An 18,390-nucleotide genomic window follows, 5' to 3' on the forward strand; every position below is an offset into this window, starting at 1 on the left:
GCACCTCGATGTCGGCTCGTCGCATCCTGGGGCTGGAGTAGGTCCCAAGGGTTGGGCTGTTCGCCCATTAAAGCGGTACGCGAGCTGGGTTTAGAACGTCGTGAGACAGTTCGGTCCCTATCCGCCGTGCGCGTAAGAGACTTGAGAAGAGCTGTCCCTAGTACGAGAGGACCGGGACGGACGAACCTCTGGTGTGCCAGTTGTACCGCCAGGTGCACTGCTGGTTGGCTACGTTCGGCAGGGATAACCGCTGAAAGCATCTAAGCGGGAAGCTCGCTTCAAGATGAGGTCTCTCACCGGGTCAACCGGGTAAGGCCCCCGCCCAGACCAGCGGGTTGATAGGCCGGAAGTGGAAGCACCGCAAGGTGTGGAGCTGACCGGTACTAACAGGCCGAGGGCTTGACCACACACACCTCCACCACGAGGGGTCTGTGCCAGGGTCAACCAACGAAGACTTGTCTCGCGTCCACTGTGCGGTTCTGAACGCACGAACCAGCTTGGTTCGAAGTTCACAGAGTTACGGCGGCCATGGCGAGAGGGAAACGCCCGGCAACATTCCGAACCCGGAAGCTAAGCCTCTCAGCGCCGATGGTACTGCCCTGGAGACGGGGTGGGAGAGTAGGACGCCGCCGGACATACTTCACCGAACGGGGGTCAGAGCGAGCGCTCTGGCCCCCGTTCGCTTTTCCATGTCCGCCGCCGGCCGTGCTGGTCGTGTGCGGCGTCTAGCAAAGAGGTACTGAAAAGGCATGACTGCTCCGCGACGTGGTTCCGGCGGGTCCGGCGACGGGCGACAGGGTGGCCGCGGCCCCCGGTCACAGAACGATCGTCGGCCGGAGGGCGGTGCTGGCGCGCGCGGTGGTGCCCGAGGCGATCGACCGGCTCGGCCGCAGGGCGACAGGCCGGCTCGCTCTCAGGGGGATCGTCCCCGTGGTGATTGGCAGGACCGTCGTCCCCAGGGTGACCGCCCGGGTCGACCGCAGGGCGACCGCCCGCGTGGTGACTGGCAGGACCGCCGTTCCCAGGGCGACCGCTCGGGGCGACCGCAGGGTGACCGGCCCGGGCGGCCGCAGGGCGAGCGTCCCCGTGGTGACTGGCAGGACCGTCGTCCCCAGGGTGACCGCCCGGCTCGACCGCAGGGCGACCGCCCGCGTGGTGACTGGCAGGACCGTCGTCCCCAGGGCGACCGCCCGGCTCGACCGCAGGGCGACCGTCCCCGTGGTGACTGGCAGGACCGTCGTCCCCAGGGCGACCGCCCGGCTCGACCGCAGGGCGACCGCCCGCGTGGTGACTGGCAGGACCGTCGTCCCCAGGGCGATCGACCGGCTCGACCGCAGGGCGACCGCCCGCGTGGTGACTGGCAGGACCGTCGTCCCCAGGGCGATCGACCGGCTCGGCCGCAGGGGGACAGGCCCGGGCGGCCGCAGGGCAAGCGTCCCCGTGGTGATTGGCAGGACCGTCGTCCCCAGGGCGATCGACCGGCTCGGCCGCAGGGGGACAGGCCGGCTCGACCGCAGGGCGACCGTCCCCGTGGTGACTGGCAGGACCGCCGTCCCCAGGGCGATCGACCGGCTCGGCCGCAGGGGGACAGGCCGGCTCGACCGCAGGGCGACCGTCCCCGTGGTGACTGGCAGGACCGCCGTCCCCAGGGCGACCGCCCGGCTCGACCGCAGGGTGACCGGCCGCGTGGTGATTGGCAGGACCGCCGACCGTCGGGGGAAACGCCGCAGGGCAACTGGCGCGACCGACGCCCGGAGGGTGGTCCCTCCGGCGGCCGTCCGTCCCGGGACGCGCAGGACCGGCGCCCCCCGGTGCCGGTCGGTCCGGAGATCCCCGAATGGGCAGATGCCCGGGAGCTGGATCCTGCGATCCGCGCTGCCCTGAAGGGGCTCGACCCGCGCAACTCCGCCAAGGTCGGGGGGCACCTGGTCGCGGCCGGGTCCCTGGTCGACGAGGACCCGGAGACCGCGCTCGCCCATGCACGCGCTGCTCGTGATCGGGCTTCCCGGCTGGCCGTCGTCCGCGAGGCCGTGGGGGTTGCGGCCTACCACGCCGGCGACTACGCCGAGGCGGCTCGGGAGATCCGTGCCTACCGCCGCATGAGCGGGGATCAGGGCTACCGCGCAGTGCTGGCCGATTGTGAGCGTGCGCTCGGCCGTCCCGAGGTGGCCATCCGCCTGGTGAACGAGGCGCTCGCCGAAGGCGTCGACGCCGAGGAGACCGTGGAGCTGCGACTGGTCGAAGCAGGCGCACGACAGGATCTCGGCGAGGAGGCTGCGGCCCGCCTGGTCCTCGAGGCGGCTCTCGGTGGTCGCCCCGAGCCGTCGGCTGTGTTCGCCGGCGATCCGGGCCGGCTGCGGCTGGCCGCTGCCTACGCCGAGCTCCTGCGAGCCCAGGGCGAGGACGAGCGTGCCGATCAGTGGCTCGAGGCCGTCGCGGCGATCGATCCCGAGCTGGCGGGTGAGGATCTCGGCGTCGAGTTCAGCGAGGTCGACGAGGCAGACATGTCCGGAGAGGACGTCGTTCGGGCGGACGTGGTTCCGGGGGAGATCGCTCCGGAGGAGGTGGTTCCGGGAACAGAGGCTGCGGAGGACGTCGCTGCGGAGGACGTCGCTGCGGAGGACGTAGTCCCGGGAGCAGTGGCCCCGAAGGACATCGCGTTGCAGTTCATCGCTCCGGAGGACGCGAGCCCGACCGCCGGTACCCCGGACGACGGTGACCGCCCGCAGGCGATGAGCTTCGCCGAGGAGGTCGAGGCGGAGGTCGCCGAGCTGCTGGGTGAGACCGACGGCGACGCCCCCTCCGCTGACGAGCGAGCGGGATCCGGGAGCGACGACCAGGAGTCCTGACCCCGAGTCGGGGACGAACCGCCGTCCACACCCGCGCGTGACTCCACAGATCGGGTCGTACGGCGGACGAGGGCGGCACGACCGACCAGGCTGCGGGCATGAGCGTGGCTTTGATCGATCGCAACGACGTGGTCCTGCGGGGGCGGTTGTCCGCCCCCGCAGAACTGCGCACCCTGCCGAGCGGCGACGCGCTGCTCAGCTTCCGTCTGGTGGTGCGCAGACCGGTGCCCACGGTGCGAGGTCGGTCGGTGGACGTCCTCACCTGCATCACGTACGACCGGGCGCTGCAGCGGCGCATCGCCGCCTGGCAGCCCGGTGACGTCGTGGAGGTCGAGGGAGCGCTCCAGCGGCGCTTCTGGCGCACCGGGTCAGGTACCGCGTCGGTCTGCGAGGTCAACTGCCGGCGCGGACGGAAGGTCCCGCGGTCGGCCGGGCGAGCGGCGGGGGAGACCGCCTGACCAGCGTGGCCCGCCGGTCAGTCCGTGAGGGGCCGCAGCACCAGGCCCGTGCGCGGCTTCGGCACGAAGAGGGTGGACTTCCGCGGCATGCGGGCGCCCGCGCGCGCGACCGCGGCGACGTCGGTGGGAGACGGGGCGCGCAGCAGCACGGCGACCCCGTCCTGTTCGAGCGCGGCCGCGACCGCCTCCTCGAGGGTGTGGGCGATGACGACGGCGTCCACCGTGTCCGGCCGGGCCCACAGCAGCTGGACGAGCCCGTGGTGTGCCAGCACCACGTCGAGGTCGCGCCAGGCCGGTGGGGCCTCCGGCGGAACGGCGGCCCGGACCACCGGGTCGGCGCCGGTCAGCCGCACCAGCCGGGCGCCGTCGGTCAGCAGCAGCCCCCGCTCGGCGGGATCCCCCAGCCAGGTGCGCGCCGCCGCGACGACCGCGCCGGCGCCCGCCCCGATGACCGGCAGCTCCGCCGTGACGAACCCGCGAGCCGCCGCGTCCACAGCCGCATCGAACGGCAGGCCGGGCACCACGCGGTGGATCGGGTCGACCCGGAGACCGCCCGGTCCCATGGGCGTGACGAGGGCGAGAACCGCGCCCGACCCCGGTCCACCGCCCTGGGTGCGGGCGTGGGCGCGGGCCGCCGCGAACCGGTGGTGCCCGTCCGCGATCACCGCCCGGGTACGGGCCAGGGCACTCGTGGCAGCCTCCAGCGTCGCCGCGTCGGTCACGCGCCACAGCCGGTGCAGCACGCCGTCGCCGTCACGCAGCTCCAGGGTCGGCGGCGTCCGCCGCACCGTGTCGCTCACGCCGGACACCGCCGGATCGGGATCGTGCGCCAGCACGATCGGTTCGAGGTCCGTGCGGGTCGCGGCGAGCAGGGCGCGCCGTCCCTCCACCGCCGCGGGGTAGGTGTCCTCGTGGGGGAGCACCGCTGTCGACCCCTCCGGCGGCAGGACCACTGCGCCCAGCCACCCGACGGTGGCCGGGGCGCCGTCGGACGGTCGCAGCTCGTACAGCCACAGAGCGGCAGCCTGGTCGCGCACGAGCACGCCCTCGTCCAGCCACGCCTGCAGCGTGGCGGCGGCGAGACCGGCGCAGCTGTCCGGGACGCCCGGCCCACCGTCGAGCCCCGGCAGGATCAGCCGCACGATGTTGTGCGGGTCGGCGTGGACCAGCCGATCCCGGCCGGCCGGGGTCACCAGGTCGTAGGCTGGCGAGCTGACACGGGCGAGGTGCCCGGGATCGCGGTCCCGGTAGGTCAGCGCCCGGAACGGCCGGACCTCCAGGCCCGGGACCGACCCGGGTGTTCGGGGTCCCACCGACGACGAGAGCACGACACAGATCGTAGGAGCGGCAGCGACGGCCGCCGTCGGTCGCTCCCGACCGGCCGGGGAGAGCAGCGAGGACCGGGCAGCGGTCCAGGAAGGAGGCAGCGGTGGCGGAGCCCGGTGCACCGGAGGACCGGGGCGGGGCGCGCCAGGCACCCGCCGGCGGTGTCTACGACTGGTACCACCGCGGGCTGGAGCTGCTCGCCGACCGGCATCCCGACGCCGCCGCCACCCTCCTGGCCCGCGCGGCCGAGGCAGAGCCGGGCTCGCGCAGCGTGCGCGAGGCCCTGGCGCGGGCCCAGTACGACGCCCACCGGTACCCCGAGGCGATCGACACCTTCACCAGCCTCATCGCCTCCGACCCCGCCGACGACTACGCACGGTTCGGCCTCGGGCTGGCCGCCAGCCGCGCCGGCGACCTCGCCCTCGCCGCGGAGCAGCTCGCACTCGCCGTGGCCATGCGCCCCGACCTCGCCCACTACGCCCGGGCCCTGCGCGAGGTGCGGGCGCGCCGGATGAGGGGGACCGCATGAGCGACCAGGCCACCGGGTCGCCGATCCCGGCGCTCGCCGCGGGCTGCGCCGAGCCCCCGGCCCGGCTGTACGACGTGGCCCTGCTCGACCTGGACGGGGTGGTCTACGTCGGCCCCGACGCCGTGCCTGGCGTGCCCGCCGCCCTGGCCGGTGCCCGCGCCGCCGGCATGCGGCTGGGCTTCGTCACGAACAACGCAGCCCGCACGCCGGAGCAGGTGGCCGCCCACCTGACCGAGCTGGGGGTGCCGGCCGGCGCGTCCGACGTCATCACCAGTTCCCAGGCGGCGGCCACCGTCGTCGCCGGTCTCCTCGACCCCGCGGCGCGGGTCCTGCCGGTCGGCGGCCCCGGCGTCGCGGCTGCCCTGGAGGCCGCCGGGCTCACGGTGGTCGCCGGCGCGGACGACCATCCGGAGGCCGTCGTCCAGGGGTACGGGCGCGAGGTGGGCTGGGCGCAGCTGGCCGAGGCCGTGGTCGCCGTCCGCAACGGCGCCCGGCACATCGCGACCAATGCCGACGCGTCCATCCCCTCGCCGCGCGGCCCGTTACCGGGCAACGGGGCGATGGTGGCGGTCGTCCGGCAGGTGACCGGATGCGAGCCCCTGGTCACCGGGAAGCCCGACCCTGCCATGCACGCCGAGTGCGTCCGCCGCACCGCCGCCGAGCGCCCGCTGGTGGTGGGCGATCGGCTGGACACCGACATCGAGGGCGCCCGCCGCGCCGGCGCGGCCAGCCTGCTGGTCTTCTCGGGGGTCACCGATCCGGCCACGCTGCTCGCCGCCGGCCCGGACCACCGGCCCGATCTGCTCGCTGCCGACGCCGCCGGGATGCTGCACGCCCACCCCGCGGTGACGGTCGAGGGCCGTACGTGGCGGTGCGGCGGCTGGACGGTCCAGCGGGCCGAGGGCGGCGACGCGCTGGAGCTCCGCGGACCGGACGCCGGACCCCCGCAGCGGGGTGCGGCGGCCTCCGACGACCTCGACGGGTTGCGCGCGCTCTGCGTCGCGCACTGGGCCGCCCACCCCACCGCGGCCGCGCCGGTGCGCGTCCTGGCGCACGGCCCGGCAGCGACCGAGGTCGCGCGGACCTGGCACCTGCCGTCGGCCGGCTCCCGCTGAGCCGCCCGCTCTCAGACCAGCTTGCGCAACCGCAGGAGGTCGCGCAGGCCCGCCTCCAGCTTGACCCGGCCGCTGGCCCACGCCGGCCCGAACGACAGCCGTCCGTCGGTGAGGGCCACCAGGTCGTCGCTGGTCATGGTCAGCCGGATGTCGGCCTTCGGGACGCCGGGACCGTCGGGCACCGCGTGCAGGTCCCGCACCGAACCGGAGCTCAGCCGACCGAGGACCACCTGCTCGAGGTCGGGGAGCCGGCAGGACAGGCTCCGGTCGAGCCCGGCCGCCGCGGGGTTCGCGGCCAGGTCGCCGAGGATGCCCGTGAGGGCGGTCATGCACTGGTCCATCGTGGCCACGCGGCGGGATCTCCCCTGGGATCGGTGGTGGGTGCGGTCGCCCGACGCTATCGCGCTGCTCCGTCGGGCCGGTCCGCGTCGTTGCCGGCCGGTAACCTCCGCAGCAGGACGCCGGCTCGTGCGCGAGCGCGCGCCCTTCCCTCCTCGACCCGATTCCCCGAGAGGTGCTCCGTGACCGAGCCGACCGCACCGCGTCCGGTGCCCGGGCCCCCCCGCCCGGGGGCTGCGCCGGTCGCCGCTCCCGGTGGGCCCACGACCGGGCCGCGGCCGACGCCGGCGACCGAGTCCGTGGTCTCCCAGTCCCCGGCCACCGAGGTCCCGGCGACGGGCGGGGGAACGCCCCCGGCCGGGGCGAGCGCGGGCCACCGGCTGGGCGGTCTGGAGGAGCTGCCCGTGTCCGAGCACGTGGCCGTCTTCGAGGCCGAGCACGCGCGCCTGCAGCGCGAACTCGGCACGATCGATCCGCGCTGATGGCCCGTCGCGCCCGGCTGGACGCCGAGCTCGTGCGCCGCGGCCTCGCCCGGTCGCGCGAGCACGCCGTGAGCCTCATCGCCGAGGGGCGGGTCGCCGTCGCCGGCCAGGCGGCCACCAAGCCGGCGACCGGCGTCGAGGCGGGCACCCCCGTCGTCGTGCGGACCGACCCCGACGAGCCCACCTGGGTGTCCCGCGGCGCGCACAAGCTGCTCGGGGCGCTGGAGGCGTTCCCCGTTCCGGTCGAGGGGCGGCGCGCCCTGGACGCCGGCGCGTCCACCGGCGGCTTCACCGAGGTGCTCCTGGACCGGGGCGCGTCGGAGGTCGTCGCCGTCGACGTCGGGTACGGGGAGCTGGCCTGGTCGCTGCGCACGGACGACCGGGTGCGGGTGCACGAGCGCACCAACGTGCGCACGCTCACCCCCGAGGCGATCGGCGGACCGGTCGACCTCGTGGTCGCCGACCTGTCCTTCATCTCGCTGCGCCTGGTGCTGCCCGCGCTCACCGCGTGCACCCGGCCGGGCGCCGACCTCCTGCCCATGGTGAAGCCGCAGTTCGAGGTGGGCAGGGAGCGGCTCGGTGCCGGCGGGGTCGTGCGCGATCCCGAGCACCGGGTGCAGGCCGTCCTGGAGGTCGGCCGAGCGGCGCACGCACTGGGCTGGGGAACAGCCGGTGTGGTGGCCAGCCCCCTGCCGGGGCCCGCTGGGAACGTGGAGTTCTTCCTCTGGCTGCGGTCCGACGCCGGGCCGACCGAGGAGGACACCGTCCGTCGAGCAGTCCAGGAGGGACCGCAGTGAGCAAGCCGAGCACGGCACCGCGCGACGGGCAGGAGGCCCGGTGGGTCCTGCTCACCGTGCACACCGGGCGGCAGGACATCGTCGAGCTGGCCCGCACGTCCGCGGCGCGGCTGCTCCGCGGCGGCATCGGCGTCAAGGTGCTCGAGGAGGAGGCGCCCGACCTGGAGATCCCCGGCGCCGAGGTGGTTCCCTGCGACGAGGCCGCCGCGAAGGACGCCGAGATCGTCATGGTGTTCGGTGGCGACGGCACCTTTCTGCGCGCCGCCGAGCTGGCCCGGTACACCGACGCCGCGCTGATGGGGGTCAACCTCGGCCGGGTGGGCTTCCTCGCCGAGACCGAGCCCGAGGCGGTCGAGGAGACCCTGACCGCCATCGAGGACTGCGAGTACTCGGTCGAGGAGCGGCTCGCGATCCAGGTCGACGTCCGCGACCGCGACGGCATGGTCGTCGGCGGCACGTGGGCGCTGAACGAGATCTCCGTGGAGAAGGCTGAGCGCTCGCGGGTGCTCGACGTCGTCCTCGCCATCGACGGGCGGCCGCTGACCAGTTTCGGGTGCGACGGCGTCCTGTGCGCCACCCCGACCGGGTCCACCGCCTACGCATTCTCCGCCGGGGGGCCGGTGGTCTGGCCCGACGTCGAGGCGCTGCTGCTGGTGCCCTCCAACGCCCACGCGCTGTTCGCGCGGCCACTGGTCACCTCGCCGAACTCGGTGGTGACCGTCGCCGTCCCCGCAGACGGCAACCGCGCGCGCGTCTCGGCCGACGGGCGGCGCACCGTCGAGGTCCCCGACGGTGGCCACGTCGACGTCCGCCGGGCGAGCCGGCCGGTGCGTATCGCCCGCGTGCACGCCGCGACGTTCGGCGACCGGCTGGTGGCGAAGTTCGGACTGCCGGTCCGCGGCTTCCGTGACGCCCGGCACCCCGGTCCGGGTCACGAGCTGTTCACCAGCCGCAACGTCCTCGCCCGTGATGTCGTCGACGGCTCCGACCTCCCGGCGCGGGAGGTGAGCGGTGGCGGCACGCACGACGGCGTCTGAACGACCGGCCCCGGCGGGCACCGCGACCGGGCGGCTCTCGGAGCTGCGCATCCGGGGGCTCGGCGCGATCGACGACGTCACCCTGGAGCTGGGCCGTGGTCTCACCGTCGTGACGGGGGAGACCGGCGCCGGCAAGACCATGGTGGTGACCGGCCTGACCCTGCTGTTCGGCGGGCGGGCCGACCCCGGCCGGGTCCGGGCGAACGGTCGCGCCGGCGTGGAGGGCCGCCTGGAGCTGCCGCCGGAGTCACCCGCGTGGGCGCGGGCGGCCGACGCCGGTGCCGACCCCGACGACGACGGCAGCCTCATCCTCGCCCGCACCGTCAGCGCCGAGGGCCGGTCCCGCGCGTACCTGGGCGGCCGGAGCGTTCCGGTCGGGGTCGTGGCGGAGCTCGCCGAGAGCCTGCTCGCGGTGCACGGCCAGACCGACCAGCTGCGGCTGTCCCGCCCGGCCGAGCAGCGCCGCGCGCTCGACCGCTACGCCGGCGCCGACCACCTGGCGCTGCTGGAGCGCTACCGCGAGGCCTACCAGCGCTGGCGGGACCTGGCCGCGGACCTCGACCGCCGGCGGGGGCAGGCCCGTGAGCTGGCGCAGGCCGCCGACGTCCTCCGTCACGGCCTGGAGGAGATCGCCGCGGTCGCCCCCGAACCCGGCGAGGACGAGGCGCTCGACACCCAGGCCAAGCGGCTCAGCGACGCCGATGCGCTGCGAGCCGCCGCCGACGAGGCGCGCATGGCGCTCATCGGCGACGTCACCGGCGACCTCGTCGGCGGCGAGCTGCCGCAGGACGCCACCGCGTCGCTGGCCATCGCCGAGCGCGCGCTGGCCGGCTCCGACGACCCGACGCTGGTCATGCTCGCCCAGGACCTCGCCGACGCCGTGGCCGTCGTCTCCGACGTCGCCGGCCAGCTCGCCGGCTACGTGGCCGACCTGGACGCCGATCCCGCCCGGCTGGCCGAGGTGCTCGACCGCCGAGCCGCCCTGACGGCGCTGGTCCGCAAGTACGCCGAACCCGGGGCGGGCGTCTCCGGGGTGCTCACCTGGGCCGAGGACGCGCAGCACCGCCTGGCCGAGCTGGACGTCTCCGACGAGGCGCTCGAGGCGCTCGAGGCCGAACGGGACGCCGCCCGCGCGGAGGTCGACCGCCTGGGCGCCGCGATCTCCGCGGGGCGGCGGGCCGCCGCGGAGGGGTTCGCCGCCGAGGTCGGCCGCGAGCTGGCCGGGCTGGCGATGAAGAGCGCCCAGGTCTCCTTCAGCATCGACAGCCACCCCGACGACCCCGGGCCCGAGGGCGTCGACGAGGTGGCGCTGCTGCTGGCCGCGCACCCCGGCGCGCCGCCCCGGCCCGTGCACAAGGGCGCCTCCGGCGGGGAGCTCTCCCGCGTGATGCTGGCCATCGAGGTCGTCTTCGCCGGCGCCGACCCGGTGCCGGTCATGGTCTTCGACGAGGTCGACGCCGGGGTGGGCGGCCAGGCCGCCGGGGAGATCGGCCGGCGGCTTGCCCGCCTGGCCCGGGACCACCAGGTCGTGGTCGTCACGCACCTGGCACAGGTCGCTGCCTTCGCCGACACCCACCTGGTCGTCGACAAGGCACCCGACACCGGTGCCGGGGTCACCGCCACCGACATCCGCTCGGTCGACGGCGAGGACCGCGTGCGCGAGCTGGCTCGCATGCTCTCCGGCCTCGCCGACAGCGACACCGGCCAGGCGCACGCGCGGGAACTGCTCGCCGTGGCGGCGGCTGCCCGCTGACCGGCATTCCCCGGAGCGGGTGAGTGGCCCGCAATGCACCGGGGTAGGGGGCGTCGGTGACCTGCTTCTCCTCCACCGACGAGTCCGCGCACTACGGCTTCTCGGTGTGCATGCTGCTCGACCAGTACCGGGACCAGCTGGGCTGGGTCGAGGAGGGGGTCGACGAACTGGGCACCGGCGACGCCACCGCCATCTCCGACGTGGTGCGCTCCCTGCCCGAGCTGCGCGTGCGCAGCTACGACATCAGCGCCCCGTCGGTGGAGCAGGCCCGCGCCAACATCGCCGAGCGCGGCGTCGCCGACCGCTACACCGTCGAGCTCGGCGACTTCTTCGACCAGGCCGACTCCGCGGGCGGCCACCAGGCCCGGACGGTGATCTCCAACCCGCCCTACATCCCCGCGCCGGACCGGGACATCGTCATGCCCGAGCTCTGGGGCGGTGTCCGCGGGAACGACCTGGTGCTGCAGCTGCTCAAGGCCGGCTACACGAACGTGATCTCCGCGGTCGCCAGCTACTCGGATCCGGAGACGACCGTGCGCACCGCGGAGGAGCTCGGGTACCGGGTCGTCAACTTCCTGGCCACGGGCCTGGACTTCGGCCCGTACAGCAGCGAGCCCAAGGTGCGCGAGCACATCCGCCGGCTGTGCGACGCGGGCCACGCCTGGGCCGGCGAGGACGGCTACATGGTGGCGGTCGCGCTGTTCACCCGCGATCCGGGTCTCCCCGGCAACCGCGGCGACCAGCTGCTCCGTTCTCTGCAGATCAGTCTGTGATCCTCCGGATCACACCGCGGCCAGGAGCCGTTCCCCGCCTGCGCTGAGCCGTTGCCGGCCCTTCTCGGGGACCCTCCGGGCCCGCCTCGGCGGGCCGCCTCGCACGGGCGGCTCCGCGATCTCCTCGGGGACCCTCCGGGCCCCCTCGTCGGTCACCTGCGCTTGGCGTACCCGGCGAGCCCGAACTGCAGCAGGGCCAGGCCCCGGCGTCCCTGGCGGCGCAGCTCCGCGGCGAGCTCCGGCCCGCTCACCCCGGCCAGGACGCGGTCGCGGGCGAGCTCCAGCAGGGAGGCGTACAGCCCGAGGACGGCGTGCGCGGCGAGCCACGGTTCGAGCTGGCCCGGCCGGGCCGCCGTCTCCTCGGCGATCAGGTCGGCCAGCGAGGTGGTGAGCTCGCCGAGGATCTCCCGTTCCCGCACCTGGAGCGTCCGGCTGCCCCGGATGACCCGCGCCATCCGGGCCACGCCCTCGGCGGCCTCGGGCGTGCCGAGCAGGCTCACCGCGGCGACCACGAAGCTCCCCGCCGCCGCGGCCACCGACTCACCCGCCGGCCGCCGGCGCACCGCGGCGAGCAGCGCGGCGCGCATCGGCGGATCGGCGTCGAAGACCAGCCCCTCCTTGACGGGGAAGTGGTTGAAGACGGTCTTCTCCACCACGCCGGCGCGCTGGGCGATCTCCACGACGCTCACCGCGTCGAAGCCCCGCGCCTCGAACAGCTCCGTGGCGGCGTCGACGATCCGTTCGCGGGTCTGCTGCCGGCGGTGCTCCCGGATGCCCTGGCCCCGCAGCTTCCGGCGGCCGCGCGGCCGGTCCGCGCCGTCCTGGCCCGCGACGGCCTGGTCCACGCCGTCCTGGTCCGCGACGTCCTCGTCCACCACCGGCGCGGCCGGCGGCACGGGGGGCGCAGCCGGGGCCGCGACCGGCTCCGGAGCCGGAACGGCCCTGATCACCGCGGTGCCGGCAGGGGCCGGGGCGGCCTCCTCGACCTGCGGGAGGGACGCGTCGGTCGTCAGGGCTGCGGCAACACCAGTCACACGGGCAACGCTAGTCACGACTCGGTAACGGTTCCGCGGAAGTAGCCCGCGGGACGAACCCGGCGTGTCGGCCGAAGGTGGTGTCGGACACGCTGAGTGACCAGGGCGTTGCCGAGGCGCGTCGGTGGATCGGCCGGCGTGCCGGGCGTGGCAGCATGCGATGTCATGCGCATCGGCACCGTTCGCCGCGGCCGGGCACAGGAAACCGGGTCCGGCGTCGCCGGCACCGTCCGCCTGGACCGCCGCACGAAGAACCTGACGAAGCGGTTGCGCCCCGGCGACATCGCGGTCATCGACCACGTCGACATCGACCGGGTCAGCGCCGACGCGCTGGTGGGCTGCAAGGTCGCCGCGGTGGTCAACGCCGCGCCCAGCATCTCCGGTCGCTATCCGAACCTGGGGCCGGAGATCCTCATCAACGCCGGGATCCCGCTGCTCGACGACGTCGGCAAGGACGTCTTCGCGAAGGTCAAGGAGGGCACCGAGGTCCGCCTCGACGGCGGCCGGCTGCTCGACGCCGAGGGCACGGTGCTCGCCGAGGGGACCGAGCACGACGCCGAGTCGGTCGCCGCCGCGATGGCCGATGCGAAGGCCGGGCTGTCGGTGCAGCTCGAGGCGTTCGCCGCCAACACGATGGAGTACATGAAGCGGGAGCGCGCGCTCCTGCTCGACGGGGTCGGCGTCCCCGACGTCACCACCTCCATCGAGGGCCGGCACGTGCTCGTGGTCGTCCGCGGCTACGACTACAAGGAGGACCTGCACGCGCTCCGCGCCTACATCCGCGACTACCGCCCGGTCCTCATCGGGGTGGACGGCGGCGCGGACGCCCTCGTCGACGCCGGCTACTCGCCCGACATGATCATCGGTGACATGGACTCGGTCAGCGACGACGTCCTGCGCTCCGGTGCCGAGGTCGTCGTGCACGCCTACGCCGACGGGCGGGCTCCCGGCCTCGCCCGCGTCCAGGACCTCGGCGTGGAGGCGATCACCTTCCCGGCCGCCGCCACGAGCGAGGACATCGCGATGCTGCTGGCCGACGAGAAGGGCGCCACGCTGATCGTCGCGGTCGGCACCCACGCCACCCTCGTCGAGTTCCTCGACAAGGGCCGCGGGGGCATGGCGTCGACGTTCCTCACCCGCCTGCGGCTGGGCGGCAAGCTGGTCGACGCCAAGGGCGTCAGCCGGCTCTACCGCAGCCGCATCTCGACCACCGCGCTCGTCGTCCTGGTGCTCGCCGCCTTCATCGCCATCGGGTCGGCCCTCGCCGTCTCCGCCGCGGGGCGGCTGTACCTCGACCTGCTGCTCGACCAATGGAACAGCTTCATGTTCTGGCTGGAGAACCTCTTCTCGTGATCGACTTCCGCTACCACCTGGTGTCGCTGATCGCCGTGTTCCTCGCGGTCGCGCTCGGGATCGTCATCGGCACCACGGCGCTCAACGAGCCGATCCTGGCCGACATCGAGAACCAGGTCTCCCAGCTCGAGCAGGACAAGCGGGCGCTCGAGGACCAGACCCGCGACCTCCAGGCGCAGCTGAGCACCAGCCAGGAGTTCGAGGAGGCGGTGGGCCCGGTCCTGGTCGACGGCACGCTCACCGAGCGCAGCGTGCTGCTGGTGCTCACCGACGAGGACGTCGCCCCGGAGACGGTCGAGGAGGTCACCGCGCTGATCGGCGACGCCGGGGGCTCGGTCAGCGGCGTCGTGCGCCTGCAGCCGCAGTACAGCGACCCGGCCACCGCGACCGCGCTGCAGAGCTACGTGACCGGCGCGGGGCTCCCCGCCGGCCTCCAGCTGCCCGAGAGCGGCGATGCCGGGGTCCTGGTGGCCTCCCTGCTGTCCCAGGTGCTCATGATCCCCGAGGGCGGTCCGGTGCCGGACACCGCGGCGGTGTCCTCGGTGCTGGCCGGGCTCAGCTCGCTGGAGGTGCTCACCGCCGAGTCGGCCTCCGTCTCGCCGGCCGACCACGCCGTCGTCCTCACCGGTGGCCTGTTCGAGGGTGCGGACGCCGATCAGCGCACCACCATGCTCGTCGAGCTGGTCACCGCGCTCGACGAGCAGGGCCGTGGCGCAGTCGTCGCCGGCACGGCGGCGACGGCGCGCCCCGAGGGGCTCGTCGGCGTGCTGCGCGCGGACCCCGCGCTCGCCGCGGCCGTCTCCACGGTGGACAACGTGGGCACGGAGGTGGGCAGGATCAGCACCGTCCTCGCCCTCGGTCAGGAGTCGCAGGGCACGTCGGGTAAGTACGGGACGGCGGACGACGCCCAGCCGGTGCCGCCGGTGCCCGCGGCCGCGCAGTGAGCGGACGGCGAGCCGCGGCCCTCGCGCTCGCCGGTGCGGGAGCGGCGCGCGTCGCCCTGGCCGCATCGACGGCGCTGACGGCGTCGCCGGCCGGTGCGGCCTGGCGGCGGACGAACTACGCCGGCCGGCCGGTGTCCCTGCTCGGCGGGCCGGCGCTCGCCGTCTCGGCGACGGCGTCGGCGGCGCTCGGCGCCCCGCCCGGGACCCGGGCCGCAGCGGTGGTGGTCGGCGCCGTCTCCGGCCTCGTCGGCGGGTACGACGACCTCGCCGGCGCCCGGCCCGAGCAGGCCCGTGACAAGGGGCTGGCCGGGCACCTGCGGGCGCTCCGGGAGGGCCGCGTCTCGGCCGGGGCGGTCAAGGTGGCCGGTATCGGCGCCGCGGCCGCCGTGGCCGCGATCCTGACCCGCGGGCCCGGCCGGGGCGCCGGTGCCGTGGTCGACGGCGTGCTCACCACCGGCCTGGTCGCCGGCACCGCGAACCTGCTCAACCTGCTGGACCTGCGACCCGGGCGCGCGGCGAAGGTGGCGGCGATCGCCGCGGCCGCCGGTCTGGGTGGCCCGGCGGGGAACCTGGTGGCCGGTCCCTTCGGGGCGAGCCTCGCCGTGCTGCCGGACGACCTCGGCGAGCGGATCATGCTCGGCGACTGCGGCGCGAACTCCGTGGGCGCCCTCCTCGGCCTGCGGCTGGCCCGGATGCCCTCCCGCGGCGCCCGGACGGGCGCGCTGGCGGCCATCACCGCGCTCACCCTGGCCAGCGAGCGGATCAGTTTCACCCGCGTCATCGAGGCCACCCCCGGGCTCCGCGATCTGGACCGCCTCGGTCGCCGATCCTCGTGAGCACCCGGCAGGTGGCGCGCGGGGTGGCCGGCGCCGCCGCGCTGATCGCGGCGCTGACGCTCCTGGCCCGGCTGGCCGGGTTCGGCCGCACGCTCGTCTTCACCAACACGGTGGGGGCCGGCACCACCGGTGACGCCTACCTGGCGGCCAACAACGTCCCGAACATCGTGTTCGAGGTCGTCGCCGGCGGCGCGCTGGCCAGCCTCGTCGTGCCGATGCTCGCCGGTGGCATCGCCGCCGGCGACCGGGAGCAGGTGCGCCGCACCGCCTCGGCGCTGCTGGGCTGGACGCTGCTGCTGCTGGTCCCGCTGTCGCTCCTGGTCGCCGTGTTCGCCGAGCCGATCGCCGAGCTGCTGCTCGGCGGCGGCGACGCGGCGGAGGTACAGCTGGCCAGCCGGTTCCTGCTCGTCTTCGCGCCGCAGGTCGTCCTCTACGGGATCGGCATCGTCCTGACGGGCGTGCTCCAGGCACACCGGCGCTTCGCCTGGCCGGCGCTCGCCCCGCTGCTGTCCAGCGTGGTGGTGGCCACGACCTACCTGGTCTTCGCCGCGATCGGGGGCGGCCGGGACGTCTCCGGGCTCTCCACGCCGGCCGAGCTGGTGCTCGGCGTCGGCACGACGCTCGGCGTGGTCGCCCTCAGCCTCAGCCTCCTGGCGCCGGTGCGCGGACTGCGCCTGGGGCTGCGGCCGGCGTTGCGCTTCCCGGTCGGCGCCGCCCCGCGGGTCCGCCGGCTGGCCGCCGCCGGCGTGCTGACCCTCGCCGGGCAGCAGCTGCTGGCCGCCGTCGCGATCCGGCTGGCCAACGACGGCGCCCCCGCAGGCACGCTCGTCGTGTACGCCGCCGGCCTCACGGTCTTCCTGCTGCCCTGGGCGGCCCTCGCCGTCCCGCTGGCGACGTCGGCCTACCCCGGGCTGGCCGAGAGCGCCGAGAGCGGCGACGAGGCCGCGTACCGCCGTGCGCTGGCGCCGGTCACCGTGCTCGCGGTCGCCGCCTCCGCCGTCGCCGCCGCGGTGCTGGTCGCGACCGCCGGCCCCGTGGCGCGGGTCTTCCTCGCTGCCCAGGGCGACCGCGACGTCGCGGCGCTGCGCGACACCGTCATGGCCTTCGCCCCGGGGTTGCTCGGCTACGGCCTCGTGGCGGTGCTCACCCGGGCGCTGTACGCCCGCGGCCTGTGGAAGGCGCCGACGGCCTGCGTCCTGGGCGGGTGGCTGCTCGCCGTCGTCGCCGACGTCGTCCTGGCCCGGGTCCTGCCCGCCGGCGACCGGGCGCTGGCCCTCGGGCTCGGCCACACCGCGGGGGTCACCGTCGCCGGGGCCGGGCTGCTGCTCGTGGTCGCCCGGGTGGCGGGCCGGCCCGCGCTGGGAGGGTTGGGCCGCACCGGCCCCGTGGCCGTCCTGGCGGCCGTCGTGGGCGGCGCCGCGGGGCTGTGGGTCACCCGGGCGCTGGGCGCGGACCCGGTGCCGGGGGGCGGCCTGCTCGTGACGCTCGGGGTCGGCGTCCTCGCCGGGTGCGTGGTGCTCGCCGTCGCGCTGGCGGTCATGATGGGCACGGCCCGCGCGCAGCTGGTGGGGGCGTTCCGGGAGTTGCGGTCGACGGGCGGGCAGGAGGTGCGCGGTGCCTGAGGCGCCCCTGCGCGGCCGCCGCGTCACCGAGGTGCTCGCCACCAGCACCGGCGGGGTGGGCACCCACGTGCGCTCGCTGCTGCACCCGCTGCTCGCCGCGGGTGCAGACGTGGGTGTGTGCGGCCCGGCAGCCACCGACGCGCTGTTCGACTTCTCCGGCCGCGGCGCGGACTTCACGCCCGTCGAGATCTCCGCCGGGCTGGCCCCCGCCGCCGACGCCCGGGCGGTGCGGGCGCTCCGCACGGCGCTGACCGGCACCGATCTCGTGCACGCGCACGGGTTGCGCGCCGGCCTGGTCGCCGCGGCCGCGCGCCGGCTGGCCGACGGCTCGCCCCCGCTGGTCCTCACCCTGCACAACGCCCTCCCCGAGGGCGGTGGCCTGCGGCGCCGGGTGCTGGCACGCGCGGAGCGGGCCACCGTCCGGGCCGCCGACGTCGTCCTCGCCGCCTCGGCCGACCTGGCGGAGAACGCCCGTCGGCGGGGGGCGCGCGACGTGCGGCTGGCGCCGGTCTCCGCGCCACCGCTGCCCGCGGCCACGCGCACCCCGGCGGAGGTGCGGCAGGAGCTGGGGCTGGACGACGACCGCGCGCTCGTGGTCGCCGTGGGCCGGCTGCACCCGCAGAAGGGCTACGACGTCCTGCTCGACGCCGTGGCCCGCTGGTCGGCCGACCAGCGCGTGCGACCCGCGCCGTCGGTCGTCGTCGCCGGCGACGGGCCGCTGCACGACGAGCTCGCCGGTCGCATCCGGGCCGAGAGGTTGCCGGTCACGCTGCTGGGTCGCCGGGACGACGTCGCGGACCTGCTCGGTGCCGCCGACCTCTGCGTCCTGCCCTCGCGCTGGGAGGCGCGTTCGCTCACCGCCCAGGAGGCGCTGCGGGCGGGGGTGCCCCTGGTGGCCAGTCGCACCGGCGGGCTGCCGGAGCTGCTCGGGGACGCCGCCGAGCTCGTCCCGCCAGGAGACGCCGAGGCCCTGGCCGAGGCCGTGGTGCGGGTGCTCTGCGACAGCGCGCACGCCGCCGACCTCGCCGAGGCGGGGCTGCGGCAGGCGGCCACCTGGCCCGACGAGGAGGGGACGGCCGCGCAGCTGGTCGGCATCTACCGGGACCTGCTCGGGACGTCCCCGGCCCGGCCGGGCACATGACC

Annotated in this window: 18 protein-coding genes and 2 rRNA genes; 17 read left to right on the top strand and 3 right to left on the bottom strand. The window is 75.6% G+C overall.

The genetic code is table 11. The features are described 5' to 3' along the window. The 5 genes from ACI799_RS14285 to ACI799_RS14305 form a co-directional block, all read left to right on the top strand. A 23S ribosomal RNA gene (locus ACI799_RS14285) occupies positions 1-407 on the top strand; the annotation flags it as partial. A 111-nt stretch (positions 408-518) separates the two neighbouring features. Beyond that, positions 519-635 (top strand): 5S ribosomal RNA (gene rrf / locus ACI799_RS14290). A 208-nt stretch (positions 636-843) separates the two neighbouring features. Then, the gene (locus ACI799_RS14295; RefSeq protein ID WP_456613339.1) at positions 844-1,884 is read left to right on the top strand and encodes a hypothetical protein; all 1,041 of its coding nucleotides are present in this window, start codon (positions 844-846) and stop codon (positions 1,882-1,884) included. Next, on the top strand, positions 1,812-2,849 hold the full coding sequence (locus ACI799_RS14300; RefSeq protein ID WP_456613340.1) for a tetratricopeptide repeat protein: 1,038 nt from the start codon (positions 1,812-1,814) through the stop codon (positions 2,847-2,849). Before ACI799_RS14295 ends, ACI799_RS14300 begins: the two co-directional genes overlap by 73 nt. Before the next feature lie 98 nt (positions 2,850-2,947). Further along, positions 2,948-3,307, top strand: a complete 360-nt coding sequence (locus tag ACI799_RS14305; protein WP_456613341.1) for a single-stranded DNA-binding protein — start codon at positions 2,948-2,950, stop codon at positions 3,305-3,307. 17 nt (positions 3,308-3,324) lie between these two features. On the opposite strand, the gene ACI799_RS14310 is transcribed toward ACI799_RS14305, so the two are convergent. Continuing rightward, complete coding sequence (locus ACI799_RS14310; RefSeq protein WP_456590741.1) at positions 3,325-4,635, bottom strand: DUF1015 domain-containing protein; 1,311 nt, start codon at positions 4,633-4,635, stop codon at positions 3,325-3,327. Positions 4,636-4,736: 101 nt separating this feature from the next. Between ACI799_RS14310 and ACI799_RS14315 the strand changes: the two genes are divergently transcribed. Further along, positions 4,737-5,162 (top strand): tetratricopeptide repeat protein, encoded by a 426-nt coding sequence (locus ACI799_RS14315; protein WP_456590742.1) that lies wholly within the window; start codon positions 4,737-4,739, stop codon positions 5,160-5,162. Further along, a complete protein-coding gene (locus ACI799_RS14320) occupies positions 5,159-6,277 on the top strand; it encodes an HAD-IIA family hydrolase (protein WP_456613342.1) in 1,119 nt (372 codons plus the stop codon). Before ACI799_RS14315 ends, ACI799_RS14320 begins: the two co-directional genes overlap by 4 nt. A gap of 11 nt (positions 6,278-6,288) precedes the next feature. Here the strand turns inward: ACI799_RS14320 and ACI799_RS14325 are convergent, their stop codons facing one another. Beyond that, positions 6,289-6,606: a sterol-binding protein gene (locus tag ACI799_RS14325; RefSeq protein WP_456590744.1), complete on the bottom strand. Its 318-nt coding sequence runs from the start codon at positions 6,604-6,606 to the stop codon at positions 6,289-6,291. Between the two features lie 192 nt (positions 6,607-6,798). On the opposite strand from ACI799_RS14325, the gene ACI799_RS14330 reads away from it, so the two are divergent. From ACI799_RS14330 to ACI799_RS14350, 5 genes are read left to right on the top strand one after another with little or no spacing between them, the layout of a single operon-like run. After that, positions 6,799-7,098, top strand: coding sequence for a hypothetical protein (locus tag ACI799_RS14330; protein WP_456613343.1), 300 nt, complete (start codon positions 6,799-6,801; stop codon positions 7,096-7,098). Next, positions 7,098-7,895 (top strand): TlyA family RNA methyltransferase, encoded by a 798-nt coding sequence (locus ACI799_RS14335; RefSeq protein ID WP_456590746.1) that lies wholly within the window; start codon positions 7,098-7,100, stop codon positions 7,893-7,895. The genes ACI799_RS14330 and ACI799_RS14335 overlap by 1 nt, the downstream gene beginning before the upstream one ends. Next, positions 7,892-8,932, top strand: coding sequence for an NAD kinase (locus tag ACI799_RS14340; RefSeq protein ID WP_456590747.1), 1,041 nt, complete (start codon positions 7,892-7,894; stop codon positions 8,930-8,932). Before ACI799_RS14335 ends, ACI799_RS14340 begins: the two co-directional genes overlap by 4 nt. Beyond that, a complete protein-coding gene (recN, locus tag ACI799_RS14345) occupies positions 8,907-10,685 on the top strand; it encodes a DNA repair protein RecN (RefSeq protein WP_456590748.1) in 1,779 nt (592 codons plus the stop codon). The genes ACI799_RS14340 and recN overlap by 26 nt, the downstream gene beginning before the upstream one ends. 56 nt (positions 10,686-10,741) lie before the next feature. Next, positions 10,742-11,458 carry a methylase gene (locus ACI799_RS14350; protein ID WP_456590749.1) on the top strand — a complete coding sequence of 239 codons (717 nt, stop codon included), beginning with the start codon at positions 10,742-10,744 and terminating at the stop codon, positions 11,456-11,458. 152 nt (positions 11,459-11,610) lie between these two features. Here the strand turns inward: ACI799_RS14350 and ACI799_RS14355 are convergent, their stop codons facing one another. Beyond that, the gene (locus ACI799_RS14355; RefSeq protein WP_456590750.1) at positions 11,611-12,492 is read right to left on the bottom strand and encodes a TetR/AcrR family transcriptional regulator; all 882 of its coding nucleotides are present in this window, start codon (positions 12,490-12,492) and stop codon (positions 11,611-11,613) included. Between the two features lie 165 nt (positions 12,493-12,657). On the opposite strand from ACI799_RS14355, the gene steA reads away from it, so the two are divergent. The 5 genes from steA to ACI799_RS14380 are packed head-to-tail and all read left to right on the top strand — an operon-like array spanning position 12,658 to position 18,388. Continuing rightward, positions 12,658-13,845 (top strand): putative cytokinetic ring protein SteA, encoded by a 1,188-nt coding sequence (gene steA / locus ACI799_RS14360; RefSeq protein ID WP_456590751.1) that lies wholly within the window; start codon positions 12,658-12,660, stop codon positions 13,843-13,845. After that, positions 13,842-14,789 carry a copper transporter gene (locus tag ACI799_RS14365; RefSeq protein WP_456590752.1) on the top strand — a complete coding sequence of 316 codons (948 nt, stop codon included), beginning with the start codon at positions 13,842-13,844 and terminating at the stop codon, positions 14,787-14,789. The genes steA and ACI799_RS14365 overlap by 4 nt, the downstream gene beginning before the upstream one ends. After that, a complete protein-coding gene (locus ACI799_RS14370; protein WP_456590753.1) occupies positions 14,786-15,625 on the top strand; it encodes a hypothetical protein in 840 nt (279 codons plus the stop codon). The genes ACI799_RS14365 and ACI799_RS14370 overlap by 4 nt, the downstream gene beginning before the upstream one ends. Beyond that, positions 15,622-17,247: a murein biosynthesis integral membrane protein MurJ gene (murJ, locus tag ACI799_RS14375; protein WP_456600061.1), complete on the top strand. Its 1,626-nt coding sequence runs from the start codon at positions 15,622-15,624 to the stop codon at positions 17,245-17,247. Before ACI799_RS14370 ends, murJ begins: the two co-directional genes overlap by 4 nt. Next, complete coding sequence (locus tag ACI799_RS14380) at positions 17,240-18,388, top strand: glycosyltransferase family 4 protein (protein ID WP_456590755.1); 1,149 nt, start codon at positions 17,240-17,242, stop codon at positions 18,386-18,388. Before murJ ends, ACI799_RS14380 begins: the two co-directional genes overlap by 8 nt. The last annotated feature ends 2 nt before the right edge of the window (positions 18,389-18,390 follow it).

This window comes from Blastococcus sp. SYSU DS0753 (assembly GCF_054051175.1).